22 protein-coding genes are annotated in these 16,990 nt (G+C 64.2%); 4 read left to right on the forward strand and 18 right to left on the reverse strand.

Annotated features, from left to right (window positions below):
- Positions 1–45 precede the first annotated feature (45 nt).
- Complete coding sequence (locus tag AOM45_RS46405) at positions 46–1,248, reverse strand: DNA cytosine methyltransferase (protein ID WP_035913677.1); 1,203 nt, start codon at positions 1,246–1,248, stop codon at positions 46–48.
- Between the two features lie 151 nt (positions 1,249–1,399).
- Between AOM45_RS46405 and AOM45_RS50345 the strand changes: the two genes are divergently transcribed.
- Entirely contained in the window at positions 1,400–1,801 is a 402-nt protein-coding gene (locus AOM45_RS50345) for a very short patch repair endonuclease (RefSeq protein ID WP_269083683.1), read from the forward strand.
- Between the two features lie 82 nt (positions 1,802–1,883).
- Here AOM45_RS50345 and AOM45_RS46410 read toward each other — a convergent pair whose 3' ends face one another.
- The 12 genes from AOM45_RS46410 to AOM45_RS46465 form a co-directional block, all read right to left on the reverse strand.
- The gene (locus AOM45_RS46410) at positions 1,884–3,275 is read right to left on the reverse strand and encodes a tyrosine-type recombinase/integrase (RefSeq protein WP_030473196.1); all 1,392 of its coding nucleotides are present in this window, start codon (positions 3,273–3,275) and stop codon (positions 1,884–1,886) included.
- Positions 3,272–3,478 (reverse strand): helix-turn-helix transcriptional regulator, encoded by a 207-nt coding sequence (locus tag AOM45_RS46415; protein WP_030473195.1) that lies wholly within the window; start codon positions 3,476–3,478, stop codon positions 3,272–3,274. Before AOM45_RS46415 ends, AOM45_RS46410 begins: the two co-directional genes overlap by 4 nt.
- Positions 3,459–4,808: a replication initiator gene (locus tag AOM45_RS46420; protein WP_030473194.1), complete on the reverse strand. Its 1,350-nt coding sequence runs from the start codon at positions 4,806–4,808 to the stop codon at positions 3,459–3,461. The genes AOM45_RS46415 and AOM45_RS46420 overlap by 20 nt, the downstream gene beginning before the upstream one ends.
- 80 nt (positions 4,809–4,888) lie before the next feature.
- Positions 4,889–5,680 carry a hypothetical protein gene (locus AOM45_RS46425; protein ID WP_035913675.1) on the reverse strand — a complete coding sequence of 264 codons (792 nt, stop codon included), beginning with the start codon at positions 5,678–5,680 and terminating at the stop codon, positions 4,889–4,891.
- A gap of 8 nt (positions 5,681–5,688) precedes the next feature.
- Complete coding sequence (locus AOM45_RS50350; protein WP_030473192.1) at positions 5,689–5,874, reverse strand: hypothetical protein; 186 nt, start codon at positions 5,872–5,874, stop codon at positions 5,689–5,691.
- Positions 5,874–6,200, reverse strand: a complete 327-nt coding sequence (locus AOM45_RS46435; protein WP_051784688.1) for a WhiB family transcriptional regulator — start codon at positions 6,198–6,200, stop codon at positions 5,874–5,876. Before AOM45_RS46435 ends, AOM45_RS50350 begins: the two co-directional genes overlap by 1 nt.
- Positions 6,197–6,670: a hypothetical protein gene (locus tag AOM45_RS46440; RefSeq protein WP_030473191.1), complete on the reverse strand. Its 474-nt coding sequence runs from the start codon at positions 6,668–6,670 to the stop codon at positions 6,197–6,199. The genes AOM45_RS46435 and AOM45_RS46440 overlap by 4 nt, the downstream gene beginning before the upstream one ends.
- 50 nt (positions 6,671–6,720) lie before the next feature.
- Positions 6,721–8,091 (reverse strand): FtsK/SpoIIIE domain-containing protein, encoded by a 1,371-nt coding sequence (locus tag AOM45_RS46445; protein WP_030473190.1) that lies wholly within the window; start codon positions 8,089–8,091, stop codon positions 6,721–6,723.
- Between the two features lie 77 nt (positions 8,092–8,168).
- On the reverse strand, positions 8,169–8,354 hold the full coding sequence (locus tag AOM45_RS46450; protein ID WP_030473189.1) for a hypothetical protein: 186 nt from the start codon (positions 8,352–8,354) through the stop codon (positions 8,169–8,171).
- A 3-nt stretch (positions 8,355–8,357) separates the two neighbouring features.
- The gene (locus AOM45_RS46455) at positions 8,358–8,624 is read right to left on the reverse strand and encodes a hypothetical protein (RefSeq protein ID WP_236704083.1); all 267 of its coding nucleotides are present in this window, start codon (positions 8,622–8,624) and stop codon (positions 8,358–8,360) included.
- Positions 8,621–8,833, reverse strand: a complete 213-nt coding sequence (locus AOM45_RS46460; protein ID WP_035913673.1) for a hypothetical protein — start codon at positions 8,831–8,833, stop codon at positions 8,621–8,623. The genes AOM45_RS46455 and AOM45_RS46460 overlap by 4 nt, the downstream gene beginning before the upstream one ends.
- A 193-nt stretch (positions 8,834–9,026) precedes the next feature.
- On the reverse strand, positions 9,027–9,416 hold the full coding sequence (locus AOM45_RS46465) for a hypothetical protein (protein WP_030473187.1): 390 nt from the start codon (positions 9,414–9,416) through the stop codon (positions 9,027–9,029).
- 117 nt (positions 9,417–9,533) lie between these two features.
- Between AOM45_RS46465 and AOM45_RS46470 the strand changes: the two genes are divergently transcribed.
- A complete protein-coding gene (locus AOM45_RS46470; protein WP_030473186.1) occupies positions 9,534–9,902 on the forward strand; it encodes a GntR family transcriptional regulator in 369 nt (122 codons plus the stop codon).
- Positions 9,903–10,085: 183 nt separating this feature from the next.
- Entirely contained in the window at positions 10,086–11,501 is a 1,416-nt protein-coding gene (locus AOM45_RS46475; RefSeq protein WP_030473185.1) for an NsdA family TPR-like regulatory protein, read from the forward strand.
- On the opposite strand, the gene AOM45_RS46480 is transcribed toward AOM45_RS46475, so the two are convergent.
- The 5 genes from AOM45_RS46480 to AOM45_RS46495 form a co-directional block, all read right to left on the reverse strand.
- Positions 11,498–12,415 carry an aminoglycoside phosphotransferase family protein gene (locus AOM45_RS46480; RefSeq protein WP_051784686.1) on the reverse strand — a complete coding sequence of 306 codons (918 nt, stop codon included), beginning with the start codon at positions 12,413–12,415 and terminating at the stop codon, positions 11,498–11,500. The genes AOM45_RS46475 and AOM45_RS46480 overlap by 4 nt on opposite strands.
- A 90-nt stretch (positions 12,416–12,505) precedes the next feature.
- Positions 12,506–13,363 carry a Scr1 family TA system antitoxin-like transcriptional regulator gene (locus AOM45_RS46485; protein ID WP_030473183.1) on the reverse strand — a complete coding sequence of 286 codons (858 nt, stop codon included), beginning with the start codon at positions 13,361–13,363 and terminating at the stop codon, positions 12,506–12,508.
- A gap of 21 nt (positions 13,364–13,384) precedes the next feature.
- On the reverse strand, positions 13,385–14,284 hold the full coding sequence (locus tag AOM45_RS51590) for a Scr1 family TA system antitoxin-like transcriptional regulator (RefSeq protein WP_156094413.1): 900 nt from the start codon (positions 14,282–14,284) through the stop codon (positions 13,385–13,387).
- A gap of 20 nt (positions 14,285–14,304) precedes the next feature.
- On the reverse strand, positions 14,305–14,592 hold the full coding sequence (locus AOM45_RS46490) for a hypothetical protein (RefSeq protein ID WP_156094412.1): 288 nt from the start codon (positions 14,590–14,592) through the stop codon (positions 14,305–14,307).
- Between the two features lie 72 nt (positions 14,593–14,664).
- Positions 14,665–15,870 (reverse strand): helix-turn-helix domain-containing protein, encoded by a 1,206-nt coding sequence (locus tag AOM45_RS46495; RefSeq protein ID WP_030473181.1) that lies wholly within the window; start codon positions 15,868–15,870, stop codon positions 14,665–14,667.
- Positions 15,871–15,947: 77 nt separating this feature from the next.
- On the opposite strand from AOM45_RS46495, the gene AOM45_RS46500 reads away from it, so the two are divergent.
- Positions 15,948–16,655 (forward strand): HAD family hydrolase, encoded by a 708-nt coding sequence (locus AOM45_RS46500; RefSeq protein WP_030473180.1) that lies wholly within the window; start codon positions 15,948–15,950, stop codon positions 16,653–16,655.
- Positions 16,656–16,990 lie beyond the last annotated feature (335 nt).

The raw sequence follows: 16,990 nt of genomic DNA on the forward strand, positions 1-16,990 counted from the left end.
GCGACGATAGTCGTAAGGTCGTGCGTACGCGAGGGTTTCGCTCTGTCAGGCCGGCACAGGTTGAGCCTTTGTGCGTGTGAGCTCGACGTATGCCGCCATGTCATCCCTGAAGCCAGGGTGTCGACCGAGGTTCGTGGTCTGCAACCTGCTCCAGAACCCGCTCGCAGCCCTGTGCGAGAGCGGCGTGCACATGTCGACGTCGATCTCATCGAGCAGGTGCTTGTATGTCTCCTGACGAGGAAACTCACTGATTTTCACTGACCATGCCTGATCGCCTTCACCCCAGCCGGCAGAAGACCACCGCCTCTTGGCAGTGTTCTGGGTGAACCTGCTCTCGTCGAAGTCGCCAGGGTTGTGGATGCGCTCAGCTACCCACTTTGCGACACCAACGGTGACAGCGTTGCCCACAAGCTTCCATCGAGGACCGTTTCGGCGGTCGTCGTCGACTGCTGGTGCCGTCCAGCCCCGGTCGAACCCTTGGAGCGCTTCTGCGTCCTCGACGGTCGGGACGACGAATCGAGGCTGGTCTGAGTCCCCAGGAAGCCAGATAGCCGGAGGCGAGGGAATGCCGAGAGACGAACCACCTTTAAGCGTCGGGGTCGCGTCCTGCGCCCAGCCGACTCCGCTGCGTCCTTCCGTCCAGTAGAACCCGAACGCGTCGTCACGAAGGTTCGTCTCGCTGATATCCGACTGTTCGTCGGCGAATAGCACCGAACGAGGGTCGTCGGTGCATGATGCCAGCAGGACGACTCGCCGCCGTCGTTGAGGAACACCGGTGAACCGAGAGTCGACGACTCGATAGGCCCACCGGTAACCCAGAGCGCCTAGTTCTCCGACGAGGTACGCCATCGCCTCGCCGCGGTCGAGCGTCAGCATATTGGGCACGTTTTCGATAAGTACCCACGGCATGCGCTGTTGTTGCTTTTTCAAGACCTGGAGCATCTCGAATACGTGAGATACCAAGCCGGATTGCGCCCCTCGGATACCGGCAGTCCTACCAGCCTGAGAAAGGTCTGTGCACGGGAAGCCAGCGGCCAGCAGATCAAGGTTGGCAGGCAGGTCCCGAAGCGTCTGCACGTCAGGGTGTAGGTCCACGCCCGCGAAGTGATGCGCGAGTACCCGCTTGGCCGGTTCCCAGTTCTCACAGAGCAGCACGGTGTCCAGCGCGTCACCGAGAGCCTCGTGGAAGCCTCGTTCGATGCCGCCGATTCCCGCGAACAGCCCTGCAACCCTGAAAGAGCTGGGCACGTCGTCTCCTCTCACGCAAGATCGCACCTGACACTACAAGGAACGGCCGACAAACTCGAGCCCGGAGCCCTGACCAGCGGTTTCAGGGCGTCAGGTCCGCCTCTTCTACGCTTGAGGCGTGGCAAAGGAGTCGTGGGCATCGTCGGCCGGAGTGCGGGCCAGCATGCGATCCAACCGCAGCCGTGACACCAAACCTGAACTGGCCCTGCGGTCAGCGGTGCACGCACTGGGGCTGCGCTACCGAGTAGCGGCTCGACCGCTGCCTGAGATCCGGCGAACAGCTGACTTGGTCTTCACTCGCGCCAAGGTCGCCGTGTTTCTCGATGGCTGCTTCTGGCATGGATGTCCGGAGCATCACACCAAGGCCGCAACGAACGCTGGCTTCTGGGCGGACAAAGTCAACACCAACCGCGATCGCGATCGGAACACAGACAAGCGGCTTTCAGAGGCTGGCTGGCAGAGCATCCGGATATGGGAACACCAAGACCCAAAGCAGGCAGCGCTCGAGATCGCTGCGGCCGTCCGAGTGCGAAGGCCAGCCTCTGGTAGCTGACCGGGTACGCAGATACACGGTGTCCCCCGACGAGGCTATCGCCGGGGGAAACCCGCCTTGAGGTCGAGCTACGAGAAGGCGATCAGTCGCTGCCGTTCAGCAAGGTGTCGATCTTCTGGTTCGACTTCTCCCGCTGCCCGTCCAGCACCTTCGCGTAGACCTTCAACAGCACATCGACTGTGTGCCCAGCCCGCTCCGCAACCTCGGCCGGAGGCAGACCAGCTGCAAGCCACGTCGAGACCGCCGCGTGCCGGAGCGAGTACGGCGTGTCAGCCAACGGCGACTCGAACTGCTCCGGCGAGAGCGCGAACTCACGAACGCGACCCCACGCGTGGGTGTAGACCGTCGCGTTGATCGGCCCGCCACTGATCGTCCCGCGGAACAGCCGCCCGTCTGGCGTGGTCCCGAAGGTCTCCAGGTGCCACCGGAGGATCGCCACCAGCACCGGTGGAATCGGCACGCGCCGGACGGCACCCTCGGCCTGCCTCTTCAGCGAACGCGTCTCCCACAGCTCGCCAGAGTCGGTGTACCGCCCGTTCGCCCGCGAAGCCGACTTCTCCAGGATGAGTTCACCCCAGCCGGACTCGGGCAGCTTGCAATCAGCCTCCCGCAGCCGGTTGACCTCACACGGACGCAGAGCCGCGTAGTACATCGTCGCGAAGAACCCGTAGAGGTAGTCGTACTGCCCGGTCGCGGTGCCCGCGTAGGTCACGGCCGCGAGGCACTGGCGACCCTGAGCCGGGTTCACGACCGACCGCGGGTCCACCTCGCTCGTGCCCCGCTGCGTCGAAGACTTCAGCCCCGTGACGGGATTCACATCGAGCTCGCCGACGTCGACCGCGAACCCGAGCAGGTGGTGAAGTACGCCGCGCCGGGTACGCGTCGTCCACGCCGCCGCAGCCTTGCCATCGAGGTTCCGGCCAAGCGACCGAAGCAGTCGACCAGTCTCGATCTTGTCGGCGAGTTCGCGAACCAGACGCGAGTTCGCCTCGATCCAGTTTGCGGCGTCCTGCTCTGTGTCCGACAGCGAGCGGTTCCGAGTGTTGTCCGGCAGGAGACAGGTCGTCAGCACGCGTCGAAGCACCCGAACTGGAGGAGCGCCCTTCTGAGTCCCCACGAACGCGGCCACCGGGATGGCCAACGTGTCGACATAGCGCTTCCGCGTGTTGGGCGCCGACTCCTCCCACGACTCGCTGATGAACTCCTGCGCGAGCTTCAACAGCGACCGTGCGGATTGCTTCTTGATCTCCGATTCCGGCAGCCCCGACGTGATGTCGAAGGCTTCGCCCTTCTTGACGAACTGCTTCAGATCGGAGCGCCGGTTGTCCGCGAGCGCCTTGGACTTGTACCACTCCGAGTGCTGCTTTCCGGCTGTCGCCCAGCGGACCCCGTACGGCTTCGGTCGGACCTTCCCGTTGGCGTCCGGCTTGAGGATCTTCAGCGCGTAGATACTGACCTTGTAGGTGAGGTTCACGCGGCATCACTCCGCAGGCCGAGCAGCCACGCGGCGAAGTCTGCGCCGGAGATGCGCAACGACCCGTTTCGCAGCTTGTGCACGACAGGAGCAGCACCGGGAATCTGCCGCCACTTATAGAACGTGTCCTTCGAGATGCGCATTCGCGCGCAGAACTCGTCCGCCGTCATGAAGTCGTCCGGGTCAGGCAGCTTGGCGGCCATGAGATCCCCCTTCCTGTTCGTACTTGCGTAGGCGTTGCGCGCGGACTCGTTCGGCGATGCCGGCCGCGAGTTCGCGTTCTGCGTCGTTGTCGTAGCCGGACCCGGCGTACTGCCAGTCGTTGACGACGACCACGGACGCGGGATCGAGTTCGAGGCGCTCGAACATTTCGAGCGTGCGGAACGTCCGGCGCTCTTCGCGGATGGCGCGGAACGTCGTGGAGTAGTGCTTGGACTTGGTGAGGAAGTGGCCGCGGAACCCGAGCATGTGCGCCCACTTGCGCAGGTTCAGTTCCTCGAAGTCGGCCAGGCCGCCGAGGTCCCAGGCGGTCTGCACCATCCGTCGGTGGTGCTCGGAGATGTGTAGGACGTCGATGTCCAGCTGGGAGCGGATCGGCCGGTCCGCTGTGTCCTTCGCGCCCGTGCCCTTAGTCGCGTACTTGGCGACGTAGCCCGCCAACCGCGCCTCGCTGATCTCGCCCGACTCGTCCTCGACCTGGGAGCCGCGGATTCCCTTGGTGTCGACCTGTTCGCCCCACACGAGGCGCAGCGCTGAACCGTCCGGCCGCGTGGTGTCGATCCCGACCGAGCGAGCCGCCGCCTTGATGCAGTCGCCGAGCAGTTCGGTCGTGGCCCATGCCGGAGTGGGGTCGTGAGGTCCGTCCGGTCCGTCGATGCGAATGACGGCGTGGAAGTGCACCAGGCCCCGCCGCTGGTACTCGGCCACCTTGGCGTAGGAGAGCCGGGCGTGGTTCTTGAACTCGGAGACCTTCAAACCGGCCGCGCCAGCGAGCTTGCGGCGAAGCGCGATCGTGAACCGGTGCCACAGCTTGCCCGCGTGTGCCTGCCAGAGCACCGCGCCTACGTAGTCGTAGGTAGTGGGGTCGACAGCACCGCCGATGCGCGGATCGTCGCCGTGATGCCACTCCCCGCAACCGGTACAGGGCCGGACCTTGCCGGTCAAGTTGGACGGGCGGTTGTGGACCGGGCCGAACGACGGCGCGGTAAGCGTCGCGAAGACGCGAGGCTTCTCGGAGACGTCCGCAGGAACGCCCTTGCTGCCACCGGCCAAGCCCGCGTGCATCAGGTGGTAGGCGTCGGCCGCGTACCGGTCGGAGCAGGCCGGGCAGACCGACTCACGGCGGTTTCCGCACGGGACCATCACGTCCCCGCCGATGTGCTCGATCAGTCCGCCGTTGAGGTCTTGGAGTTGGAAGGCGCCGGACAATCGGATAGGCGCGGCACACCCGCCAATCGCGGTCACCCGGTCTCGCCATGCCCGGAAGTCGACCGCCTTGACGCGCGCGGTGATGCGGTCTTCCAGAGTGAGCACAGTTGCCCTCCTTTCGTTGCGGAAAAAGAAGAACGGGGCATGACCGGTGTTCTGGTCATGCCCCGCTTGGCTGAGATGGGTCAGGCTGCGAGTTGCGCAGCGAGCCGCGCGGCGTACTCCTCGGGCACGTTGAGCGCGTCTTGGATGTCCTGCGCGGTAAGGGTTCGACCTTCTGCGCGAACTTCGTTCGCCTTGGCGTCGAGCGCACCTTGGAGGTGCCCAGGAAGCCTCAGAGCGGTTCGAGCGGGTGCCGCTTGGGCCACAGCGCTCGGGACGGTGGACGTTGCTGCGGGAGCGACCTCAGCGGCCTTGTCACGCGCGGCGTTGCAGCGTGCCTGGATCACCGGCATGACTTCGGCGAGCAGGAAGACCACGAGCGGGATCACGAGGTGCAGGAACACCATTCCGGCGTTGATCTGCCCGTCAGGAGGCCGCAGTGACGACCACACGTTGGTGACGAGCGTGGCCCCAAGCAGCACCCGCTTGAGCCACTTGACCGGCCGGTCATCAACCGCCAGGCCGTGAGCGAGCATCTGCGCTTCCCACCGCAGGAGCGTGATCAGGATTCCGGCGAAGGCCGGTTCCACGAGCCACGCGCCCCACCACATCGGTTCGGACGGCCCGAGGTGCCCGGCGAGGAACGCTTGCACACCGGTCGCGGTGAAGCCGAGGCCGCAAGTCAGGAAGCACCACATGGAGCGCGTCACCGAGACTCGGAACCTGTCCGCCTGCACGGCCGCCAACAACGGATTCGCGGTGAGCTGGTGGATGTCCTTTGCCTCATCGAGCTGTGCCCGCAGCCGTCGAACGTTGCGAGTCTCGCGAGGCTCACCTGGCCTGATTCCGTTGGTTTGCTTGGGCTTCTCGGACACCAGGCCACCTACTTCCCGTATGCGGCCTTGCGGAGCAGAGCCCCGAGCCAGAGCAGTTCGGCGACGAGCACCAGGAGCCCGACGAGCCCGAACAGCAGGTACATGCAGAGCAGCGAGGCTGCCGCGGCGAGCACGACGTGAGCGATACGGGCGATGCTGCGGAGGTTGACCGGGACGGCGAGTACGAGCTTCATCAGGCCACGTCCTTTGCGTACTTTGCGGGGTAGTGGATGCGGCGACGATCAGCACCGGTGAGGCCGCCGACGACGCCAGAGGCGTTGGCACGGAACCGAGGGCTGGTGGCTTCCCAGTCCAGTTGGTCCTGGCGGCACTCGGCGAGGACCGGGCAGGACGCGCAGACCTTCTTCGCGGCGGCGATTCGGCCGGCGGCGTCGAACAGGCTTGGATCGCAGTCCGCGCAGGCTGCCCGTTCTCGCCAGCCGGGTGGGCCTTCAGCCGGGCCGAACAGGACCCGCATCAACACCCGGTAGCCGAAGGCCTCAGCGTCGTTGGTGCTCATGCCGCCGCCACCTCCAAAACCACTGCGGCAGCAGATGCAACACGCGCGGCCTGGACGACCTGGGCGACCTCATCGAAGGTCACCTGTTCCGGCGTGCACACGGACAGCCGAAAAGCTTTGGCGAGCACCGCCCCCGAGCCGGACTTGACCTTGCCGCCCAGTTCAAGCACCGACGCGGAGGCCACAAGACCGAGGGTGATCCCGGATGCCGTGCGGCCGGTCGCCGCGACCGAGAGGGTTCCCGCGGCTTGCAGGGGCCAGGTCAGTTCGACCCCGTGCAGCGAGGCCGCCCAGACCAGCAGGCAGGCGAGGCGATCAGGTGCGGTTCCGGAGGTGAATTCTGCGTGCACCGAGCCGGACGGCGTGGAGATGACCAGGCGGTCCGGCCGGGGCAGGCCGAGCGTGCGGATGTGGCCGCGGATCGAGCGGAGCAGGCCGTCAAGACGTCGAGGTGCGCTGTTTTCGGGCATGGCAAAACCTCCACGATTAGTGGTCGAAAAGGTTGGCGTGTAACGAAAAATCAGGCGATCGAGCGGATGGAGCCGGTCTGTCCGTTGCGGACGAACTCCACGAGTTCGCGAATGTTCTCGTCCGTCGTGTACGCCGCGCGGACTCGACGAGGAACCCGTGAGCGTTCGTCGGTGCGGTAGCCGATGCCGGCCGTTTCCGGGATGGCGGGGATCTGGTCGGCGATCGCGCCTCGTTCCCGAGCACCGTCACCCAGCACCATGTCCGGGTGAGTCGGTGACGTGGTGCGCAAGCACACACGGTTGGGGAACAGGTCCCGGATCGACAGTGTGTCTTTGTCCGGTTCCTGGATGTAGGCGTCTGCGACGTGCAACGTGGCGCGGCCCATCGAGGTTCCCCGAGCCAGCAGACCGGTGATCTGCCGCGCGTACTCGGGCCGGTAGGCGACCAGAGAGCCGATCTCGTCCACGATCAGCAGGTTGAGCGGGTACTCACGCGACGGCTGGACCGACCGCAGTCCCGCCCGCTGCATCCGCTTCTGGGTGCGCTCCATGTCGTCGACCCACATTTCGATCAGTTCCAGGCACTCGCCCGCGTCATCGGCGTAGCGGTTTTCCGTGATCGGCTTGATGGCCGCGAACTCCAGGTACTTCGGGTCGCAGACCCACAGGCGGACGATGCCGTCCCTGATCAGCGGAGCCATCGAGCGCAGCTTGGCGAACGCGAGAGAGTTCTTGCCCGACCCGGTCCCACCCGCCGTCAGGGTGTGCGTGCCCTGCACCGGTTCGGTCCAGTCGCCGCCGTACTCGTCCTCACCCAGCAGCACCGCCCGCAGATCGACGTCCTCGGAGTGCTCGGGCATGTCCGGCGCCGGAATGATCTCCGTGAACGGTTCGTCACGCTGGACCACGAGCGCCACATATCCAGGCTTGACCAGCTCGATCGCGATCCGCTCAGCCTCGATCGAGTGCGCCAGCTCTTCGGCCTGCCGGGCGAAGTGCATCGGTGACTGGCCCTTGGCGAGCTTCACCAACACGGTGTCGATCGACGGCGAGTACGACCGGACCCGCACCACACGCGGGTAGTTCGTGACCTTCTTCCGGCGGTGCTCCGTGGTCAGCTTGTGGACGTCCATCAGGTCTCGCCAGCGTCCACCGGAGTAGGCCCCGAACCACCGACGCTGCCAGGCCCTCAGAACCGGCGCCGCCAAGGTGTCGAACGAGTCCGGGTGACCCCGGTACCAAAGCCCGGTCGCACCAGCCGCGCCGCCGAGGACATAGCCAGTGGTCGTCGGGCCGAGCGTGCAGGCACCGGCAGCGACAGCCGACGGGGCGAGCATCCATTCCGGGTTCCTGGCCAGCCACCGTGCCGCGCGGAACTCTGCGGCCACGACGCGCTTGCTTGCGTTCCACTTCCAACCCATTGCAGTACTCCTCAGGTAGCGCAGCGGCCGACCCTCGAACGTGTCGAAGATCGGCCGTCGCGTTGATCAGTGCGGATTCAGTCCTTGGGCAGTTGCCCGCGGGCGTAAGACGCTTCCGTGGTCAGCACGCTTACCGAGCGGACGAACCGGCGCCGCAGGTCCGTGAAGCCCTCACGGCGAACCGGGATGCCGTCCATTGCCGTGCGGAGTTGCTTCATTGCCTGGTCCACGTTGGACACGGCGTTGTCGAGCTGGTGAGACATCGATCAGGCTCCCCACTCCTTGGCCTTCAAATTGATCTCGTGCCGCTTGGCTTGCTCCCGGAGCGCACTGAGGTCGTTCCGCGCGGTCCGCAGATAGCCCTTGAGTTCGTCCGGCGTGGCGACCCGCCAACTCCCAGCCTTTCCAGGCTTCTCACTCATCTTGTTGATGAGCTTTTCCAGCGGTACGAGCAGTTCCTCAACGAAGTCCATCGCGCCGACGAACGCGCCGTACCGCTGCTGCGCCCGCTCGTTCAACATCTCTTGGATCAACTGGCCAACCTCTCAGTCCTCGTGTCCCCCACGTAGATGAAGCGGTACAGCGCTTGCTGTAGCTCCAGGTGGTCCCGCCATCTCTGGCCGACGCGCGGAAAGCCGTGCTTCGCAAGGACTTCGCCGACGTCGTGGACGAAGCCGAACGTGAAGCGCGGGTCGTCGCCGTCCGGATCGGCGGGTTCGATCGGGTACGAGCGCTCATCCATGCCGAAACTCCTTTCGGGAGGCACGGCAAACCCAGGAACTAAGGCGTACCTGGGTTCACCGAATCTCCCGGAGCACACGAAATGCTCCGGATTTAGGCATGGTTCGACTCACTGTGGAATTCTCAAAGAACAAAATGAGTGCCCTGGCCCGACTTGAAGCGGGCTACCGGCCTACCGGGCAGGGCTCACGGGGCTAGGCCGCGGGGGCGGACACGATCCGTGCCGCAGGGGTGAGGCCGTCGGCCTTGAACCACAGGCCGGAGGCGGTGATCTTGCCGTCTTCCCCGCGCATCTCGTACGTGTTGATCACGGGGTTGATCAGCTCGACGTAGTCGCCCTCCTCGAACCCCTCGCCGGGGTCGCGCGGCAGGTTGACCTTGATCTCCTCGCCCTTGGACTTGCGGCGTCCTTCGGTCGGGCGGGCCTTGGCGAACAGCACCACGACGAACTGCTCTTCGTTCGTGTTGCGGTCGACCACAGGAACCATCTGGCCGCCATCGAGTTCACGCATCTTCACGCACGGCGCTTCGGTGATCAGGAGCTTGTAGTGGGACAGGATCACGGGGATGTCGTTCAGAGCCATGTCGAACCTCCGCTGTCGATGAACTGATACACACCAATGTATAGCAGTATGGATCGGATGACATAGTCCAATCGGGTGATCTGTAGCAGTGTGGGTCAGTGAAGCTAGGCTGATGACGTGAGCGACCAGCCAGGACTTGCAGCGTACCAGCGAGTCGTCGAAGCGATCAAGAGCGACATCCGGGCCGGCGTCCTGGAAGTCGGCGCGCGTCTTCCTGGTCACCGCAGGCTCGCCGAGCAACACGGCGTGGCGCTCGGAACGGCGCAGAAAGCTGCGCAGATCCTTGAGGCCGAGGGCTGGGTTGTAGCTCGACCGGCCGTAGGCGTGTTCGTTCAGGAACCGCCGGCCGAGGACCGCAACCCGGTCACGATCGAGACGATCATTCGTCAGCTCGACCAGCTGCAGGCGGCGGTCTTGCATCTGACTGAGCGTGTCGAACAGCTCGAAGCCGCCGACGACGCTCGATCCGTTCCACCTTCTCAGTGACCCTCGTTATGGCGATCTGCAACTGACGCAGCTTGAGGCTGATGAATTCCAGGTCATCCGGTGTTGCGCTCATGTAGACATAGAACGGCAGGGGAGGGGGTGCATTGCAGTGTGCTCAAGGGGGTGCATTGGTGCACGAAGGGTGTGCACGGGAGGTGCACAGAGGGCTGATGCGGTGATCAGTTGACCGGAAACAGCGAGCCGAACAAGCTTCTAGCTGCGGTAATGGCGGAAGCGGAGATCAGCAACAAGGGCCTTGCCGCACGAGTGCGGGAACTCGCTCAACGCGATGGTCAGACCATCTCGGCGGATCACGTGTCGGTCCGTCGTTGGCTCGATGGAACTCGTCCAAAGGCGGCGACACAGAACTACATCGCGCTTGCTCTTGGCGCAAAGCTCGGCCGGCGCGTCGACCTGGCGGAGATCGGTTTCAACGGTGGCCTCCAGGCTGTCGGTCCTGATGCGACACAACACGGCGCGGAGTACCTGCCGAACGCCGACGCCGCTGTTGACCTGATGAGCCAGCTCACCGCGGCCGACCTTGAAGACCAGCCCGCGTTGGTGCGCTCCCAGTGGGCGCAAGACGCGACGCCCAGCATCATCACCGGCTACATGTTCGCCGACTCGTTGCACGTGGTCGATGGAGACGAGCTGCGCCGAGGCGGGGGAACTGCCGCAGCGGCCATCCGTGCGACGGCGGCGAACCTGATGGACCTCGACTTCCGGTACGGAGGCGGACACGTCCGGAAGATGCTGCTCTTCTACTTCAAGTCCGAGATCGTGCCGCTGCTCCAGGGCAACCACACCGAAGCCGAGCGGCGCGACCTGTTCAGTGCAGCTGCGGAGGTCGCGCAGCTGCTTGGTTGGAGTGCCTACGACGCCGGTCGTCACGGCGCTGCTCAGCGGTACTTCGTTCAGGGACTGCGTCTCGCGCGGGAGGCTCACGACCACGTCCTCGGTGGACGGTTGCTCGCCAACCTCAGCCACCAGGCGAACTACCTCGGCAGGTTCAACGACGCCGTCCAGTTCGCACGCGCGGCGCAGAGTTCGACGTTGGGCAAGGCGACGCCCGCGGTCACGTCGATGTTCCTCGCGATGGAGGCTCGCGCATTGGCCAGCAGCGGCCACACGCGCGAGTTCGCCCGCGTGATGCACCAGGCCGAACAGTTCTTCGAGCAGTGCATCCCAGACGACGAGCCAGCGTGGATCAGCTACTTCAACGCCGAGGAATTGGCCGGCGAAGCGGCCCACTGCTTTCGCGATCTTCGCCAGCCCGAGAAGGCGCGGCTCTACGCGGCCCAAGCGATCGGGCCCGACGACACACCACCACGAACGCGCGCGTTCATCGGCATGGTTTCGGCGGCCGGGGCACTCACGAACGGCGACCTGGAGGAAGCCGTCGACCTGGCGATCAACGCCGTGGACCTGGCAGGACCTCTGCAATCCAACCGGTACGTCCGCTACCTGACCGACTTCCACGCGCAGCTGGCCGAGACCCACGCCAGCGATCATCGAACGCGCCTGTTCGTCGAGACCGTCATGCGCCACTATCCCGAGATCGATCTTGGGACCGCCTCGTTGTTGACCAGGGTTGCCTAGAACGGACGCCACGGTTGATCAGCGTGTCCCGAGCGCATCGTCTCAACGCGAGTGGCGTACTCGGCGGCTATCTCGGGGGACTCGTCGACGTTCTGCATGATCCACGTGGTCATCTTGATCTCGTGCGTAGCCTGCAAGACCTTGAAGCCGTCCCAGCGAGTGACGTCGTGGCCGTACGCCTCGCAGAACTCCTGGTACTCGCGAGCCGTCCACCACCCGGCAGACAGGTACTCGGTCGCCGTCATTGCCAGGTCCCACTCGGGCTGTCCCCACGAGAAGCGCTCGAAGTCAATCAGGATGGCACCGCCGTCGCTGATCATCAGGTTCTGGACATGCGCATCTCCGTGCGTCGCCGCCGGTTCGAGCGGGAACGCAAGCTCGCTGATCGCTTCTTTGAGCTCGACGACCCTGCTCAACAGGAATCGCTTGTCCACGTCCGGCACGCGGGCTGACTCGATCCGCGGCTGGACGCGCGCGAGGATGTCTTGCTCGGGCAGCTCGAACGTCGTCGGGCGTGGCGTCCAGTGCAGCTTCAGGAGGAGACGACCCAAGGCGCCTACGTCACCACGGCTGCCGTTCCGCCCGTCGATGTAGCGCCAGAACGTCGCTGGGTACCCCGAAATCGAGATGGGTTGCTCCACGTCGTACAACCGTGCCGCTGGTACGCCACGTTCTTCCAGCCAGTTCGCAACCGCGACCTCCTTGACCGCGTCATCCCAGTGATCGCGACTGCGTGCGATGCGAACAACCACGGATGAATGAGGCAGGTGGAACAAGGCGTTTTCGCCCAGTCGCATCAAACGTGCATCCGTGGAGTCAATTCCGGTGTGGGCTGTCGCCTCCTTGAGGACCGCAGACGCAAGACGCGAGCTGAACGGCTCGTCCGGGATGTCCGCTTCAACCACGTTGTGCACCCTGCCTACGCTAGAGGTTCGGTTTTTGGTCCGCCACGTTGAAGATGCCCGAGAAGGGCGGGGTCGAACCGGCATGCGCCCTCGCGCGGCTCAGGACCACGGTGCAGTCGGCTGCTCGACGGCTGCGGCCTTGATGACTGCGACATATTCTTCGCCGAGCAGCCGACTGAGAAGAGCGCCCGAGTCGGTGTGCCCCAGGGCTATCTCGGACAGAGTTGCCAGGACCGCCTGGCACTGAGAAAGCACCGAACCGTCCTGAATGAAAACCTTGGTGAACTCGCAGTCCACAACCACTGTCGTGGGTGACTTCTCGTGGGCGTACATCGTGAAGTCGGTTGATGAAGGAAGTGTCTTACCGTTCGGGATGATGCGGATGATCCGCGAATGGCGCCTGAGCAGTTCCAGCTGATCCATTCGTTCGCGGACTTCGTCGAGCTGCGTACTCAAGGCCGTTTCGGCGATGTAGAACACGCACGATGGGCGATTGCTGGAGCGCAGGATACGCTGGCGTTCCCGCTGTGATCGGATGGCCGTTCCGATCTGATCCGGAGTTGCTCCGCGTCGCTGAAGCAACCTTTCCGTGTACCCGTCGATTCGAAGGAGATCAGGGAGCGCCGTCTTGCTGTACCCCGTGATCGTTGCTGCGCCACGCTCGGCAAACATGATCGTGCTGAAGTTGTCCGTCTGTTGCGCGAAGTATGGGTTGAACGCTTGGCGGTACTGGTTGACAAACTCGGTGATGCAGTCGCGGTCTTTGCCGCACGCCGTCAAATACTGCGCCAGGTCTGCTTCACTCGGGCGCACTTTTCCGCGTTCGACGTTGGAAACCTTGCTCGGGTCCCAACCGAGCGATTCGGCAAACTCTGCTCCTCTGGCAAACTGTTTGCGGAGGGTTCGCAACGCGTCGCCGAGCTCGCGACTCCGAGGCGTGAGCGGGGTCTGATCCATCTTTGCTTTCCTTCGTGCAGTTCATCGGGACTCGTGCGTGCGAGATTTCTTTGAGGGAGATCGGCGAGACGAGCGCGAAGTAAAGGCACTTGCGGCCTCGGCGATTTCCTCTACGGACTTGATCGGGTCGAGCGCGCATCCCTGTAACGCTGTGAACCCTTGTCGGACCAGTTCACACGCGGCCAGGTCCTCGATATATCGACCGCTGCCTGCGGTCTCGACGTAAACCACATCGTCGTGTTGCGCATGTGGAAACGCTAGATGGACGTAAGAGGTTGAAAGTTGAACGTCAGGTCGAGTCTTATCATCTAGAACTTGAACCGTGAAATGATCGAGTTCCGACAGGTGAACCAGCTGAATGAGGGCGGCGTTGGTGATTGCAGGGCTGCCGACCAGTCGCTGAATCGCACGCTTGGTGACGACTATGTTCACCGCCATGCTCGATGCCTCGCTGGTGGCGATGCCTTTGATCCAGTCCGCGTACAGCTCTGCCTTGCGCGCAGGGTCGTCGTACGGGTAGGTGGGGCATCCCAACCCCGCGGCCGAAATACTGTACTCGGGCGTCTGTATGAGACGTGGGATCAGATCTGCGCCAAAAGTGCAGATCGTGGTTGCCTCCAGATAGGACTCATCCACATCCTGTGGCGCGTTGAGGTCAAGAGTGGACTGCTTGCTTCTGATTTGTGCACGTTCTCTGACCGCAAACTCGGCGCGTCTGACTAGCTGTTTCCAGGTCTCGTTCGGAAGTTCGTAGACGCGCCCGAGGATCATGATGTCCAGGGGGTCAAATGGTTTTAGTGCGTTTTCTGTCATGCTTAGCGTGGCTACCGAGAAACCTGCCTTCTTGCAAGCCTGAGCGAGGCTCATTTCTGCGTCATCTCGCCACTTCCGCAGGGTGCGCCCAATCGACCGTTCGGTCATTGATGGACGAAAGCTTCTCGTCATTGTGATCCCGGCTTGTCCGCGGCTGATTCCTGAGACCTCTCGGCGAGGCCATCAACCCGCTTTGTCAGGCTGTTGCGCGTGTCATGCGCTTCTGGCTGTTCTGGCGCACTACGACGTTCAGCGCGATTAGAGATGATCTCGCCAAGCGCTATGAGGATCTGGCCGAACTCGTGCTCACGTTCGGGAGTCAGGGTCTCCATGACGATGTCGAAGGCAACGCCCGGCATCAGTTCGGCGACCTTGCGGAGGTCCGCGACCAGATCGACTTCCTCGGGCGACAACACGGTCCGCACGCTAGATCGACTGCGGATCGACAACCCGAGCTGTCAGCTAGGCCCGACCGGAAGCGCTGCTGTTCAGAGGGGTGCGCCTACTCGGGTTGCCAGTCGTGCGGCTTCCGTCGCGACCGATCGGCGAGCCCGCTGGACGAGCGTCTCCAACAACTTGTGCGCGGCCGGCCGGTGCTTCAGGTCTTCGGGTGCTTCTCGTTCGGTGGCGGAAAGCATGACCAGTGCACTTCCGTGGTCACGGCGCTGCACCTGGCCCTTGGCTTGATCGAGGAGGAAAGCCACGCGACGCTCGATCGAGGGGGAGCGGTCGTGATCGATCCGTTCGGCCAGCCGGAGCCCGTCCGCGGCCGCGCCGGCCTCTACCTCGACGCTGACAGCGTGCATCGCGACATTCGTTGGACCGAAGACGGTCCACAGCGTGTTTCGTTCGCCGGTCCGCTTGGCCAACGGTTCAACCGTCTGCACGCGCTCACGTGCGCGCCAGACGTCGCCTCGACGTGCAGCTGCAATGGAGCCAACGAGCAGGAGTGCGCCGCGGAGAGCGACGGCGTCAAGGTCGTCTTCCGTCCAGAGAGACAACGCTTCTGCTGCCTGCATTGCGACGTCCTCGGCGCCTTCAGCCTCGCCATCGGCAAGTAGAACCTGAGCCAGGTTCCACTGGGCCATGGCCAGCCGCAGCGGGTCATCCGCGTTCTCGCCGGCACGGATTGCGCGATCCGCGGCGAGCAGTGACACGTCCACTCTGCCAAGCCTTTTGGCGACGCTGCGCAGCAAGGCGTACAGATCAGCGGCGCAGCACTGAACTTCTCGCCGATCAGCCGCGGAGCCGTTCGCGCCGCTGCGCAAGGCTTGCTCGGTATCGACCACGAGCGCGGGAAGTTCCGGGGCGAGTTGGCTGTACCGCATCGCGGACGTCTGCCAGGTCTTCCACGCATCCAAGACGTTGCGGCGCAACGTTCTCACGTCGACTGCTGCAACGTCCGACGCCAACGGGCTGGTGAGCGCTCGATACAACGCATCGCCCGCCGGCCTTGGTCGAGTCGGTGCTTCACGCTTTGAGGACGAGCTCAACAACTCGTCGGCCGACACGTTCAGCACCTCGGCCAGCTGCTTCAGCACCGTGACCGTGGGGAGCTTCAGCCCCCGTTCGATCTGATAGAGGTAGTCGGGCGTGATGCCCGCAAGCCCTGCAATCACGGTCTTCGGCAAGCGCGACGCGAGGCAGCGCAGGCGCACCCGTTCGCCGATCGTGGCTGCAAGCTGTTCGTCCATCCCCACCCCTGGGAGCGTTGACCTGCACTGATGCTACGCCTCAGCACGAGACCCCGACCGGGTGACAGACTCGATACATGATCGCGCCGAACGAGCCGCGGCAGCTCGTACTCTGGGACATCGACCACACGCTGCTTCAGTCGCGCGGCATGGGTCGGGAGATGTACGAGCGAGCGATCCCAGCGGCGTTCGGTCAGCCCTTCCGGCAACTCGCGGACGTGAGCGGCAGAACCGAGCTGGACATCATCGCCGAAACCTTGAAGTTGCACGGGATCGAGCCGACCGACGAGGCAACGAGCAAGCTCGTAGACGCGCTGATCGACAGCTACGAGGTCGGCCGCGATGAGTTTGCGTCGCGAGCCCGAGTGCTGCCAGGGGCGCGAGAAGCCTTGACAGCGTTGGCCGCGGAACCGACCGTCCATCAAGGAGTGCTGACCGGGAACCTTCGAGCCGTCGCACGTATCAAGCTGGTTGCGCTCGGGCTGGAACAGTTCCTCGACCTGGTGACGAGTTCTTACGGCGACGACCACGCCGACCGGGCGGAGCTGGTGGCAATCGCCAGGGAGCGCGCTGCCCAGCAGCTCGACACGCAGTTCCACCTGGACGACACCGTGCTCATCGGTGACACACCACGGGACGTAGCGGCCGCCCTGACCGCAGGCGTGCAGGTCATCGCCGTGGCAAGCGGGCGAAGCAGCGTCGAAGACCTACATGCCGCCGGGGCTAGCAAAGTGCTCGCAGACCTGAAGGACACCGCTGGGTTGGTGCAGTTGATCAAGGACTAGCGCTGTCGCGCATGTCGGGTTTCAGGTGATGGTTGACCCTTTGGCTTCACCTGAACCTTGACGTCAGACCTAGACGATCTAGTGGTCTCGCGGCACGCCCTCCCAGCCAGGTCGATCGTTGTCTACGTGCGGAGCGCCTCACCGCGGCGGACGCGGACATGCCTCATACGCGCCGGGCACTGGGCCGCAGCCGTGAAGCGAACGTGAGTTGCTGTGACGATCACAAGACAGCCGACGACCCTGTAGATGTGTCCTCAAATTCGTCGTGGGCGGCTTATCTCCAGCTCGCCGCGCATACCCGTTGTGCCGACTCGCCGCGCCCGGCCGGGCATGCG

Source organism: Lentzea aerocolonigenes, assembly GCF_000974445.1.
In the GTDB taxonomy this organism is placed as follows: domain Bacteria; phylum Actinomycetota; class Actinomycetes; order Mycobacteriales; family Pseudonocardiaceae; genus Lentzea; species Lentzea aerocolonigenes.

What these genes read in the sequence shown, in the direction of transcription:
- AOM45_RS46415 (WP_030473195.1), bottom strand. Translation starts at nt 3,478, where the DNA reads ATGGCCGCCAAGCTGCCTGACCCGGACGACTTCATGACGGCGGACGAG.
- AOM45_RS50350 (WP_030473192.1), bottom strand. Translation starts at nt 5,874, where the DNA reads ATGAAGCTCGTACTCGCCGTCCCGGTCAACCTCCGCAGCATCGCCCGT.
- AOM45_RS46435 (WP_051784688.1), bottom strand. Translation starts at nt 6,200, where the DNA reads ATGAGCACCAACGACGCTGAGGCCTTCGGCTACCGGGTGTTGATGCGG.
- AOM45_RS46440 (WP_030473191.1), bottom strand. Translation starts at nt 6,670, where the DNA reads ATGCCCGAAAACAGCGCACCTCGACGTCTTGACGGCCTGCTCCGCTCG.
- AOM45_RS46445 (WP_030473190.1), bottom strand. Translation starts at nt 8,091, where the DNA reads ATGGGTTGGAAGTGGAACGCAAGCAAGCGCGTCGTGGCCGCAGAGTTC.
- AOM45_RS46450 (WP_030473189.1), bottom strand. Translation starts at nt 8,354, where the DNA reads ATGTCTCACCAGCTCGACAACGCCGTGTCCAACGTGGACCAGGCAATG.
- AOM45_RS46460 (WP_035913673.1), bottom strand. Translation starts at nt 8,833, where the DNA reads ATGGATGAGCGCTCGTACCCGATCGAACCCGCCGATCCGGACGGCGAC.
- AOM45_RS46465 (WP_030473187.1), bottom strand. Translation starts at nt 9,416, where the DNA reads ATGGCTCTGAACGACATCCCCGTGATCCTGTCCCACTACAAGCTCCTG.
- AOM45_RS46485 (WP_030473183.1), bottom strand. Translation starts at nt 13,363, where the DNA reads ATGGATCAGACCCCGCTCACGCCTCGGAGTCGCGAGCTCGGCGACGCG.
- AOM45_RS51590 (WP_156094413.1), bottom strand. Translation starts at nt 14,284, where the DNA reads ATGACCGAACGGTCGATTGGGCGCACCCTGCGGAAGTGGCGAGATGAC.
- AOM45_RS46495 (WP_030473181.1), bottom strand. Translation starts at nt 15,870, where the DNA reads ATGGACGAACAGCTTGCAGCCACGATCGGCGAACGGGTGCGCCTGCGC.
- AOM45_RS46500 (WP_030473180.1), top strand. Translation starts at nt 15,948, where the DNA reads ATGATCGCGCCGAACGAGCCGCGGCAGCTCGTACTCTGGGACATCGAC.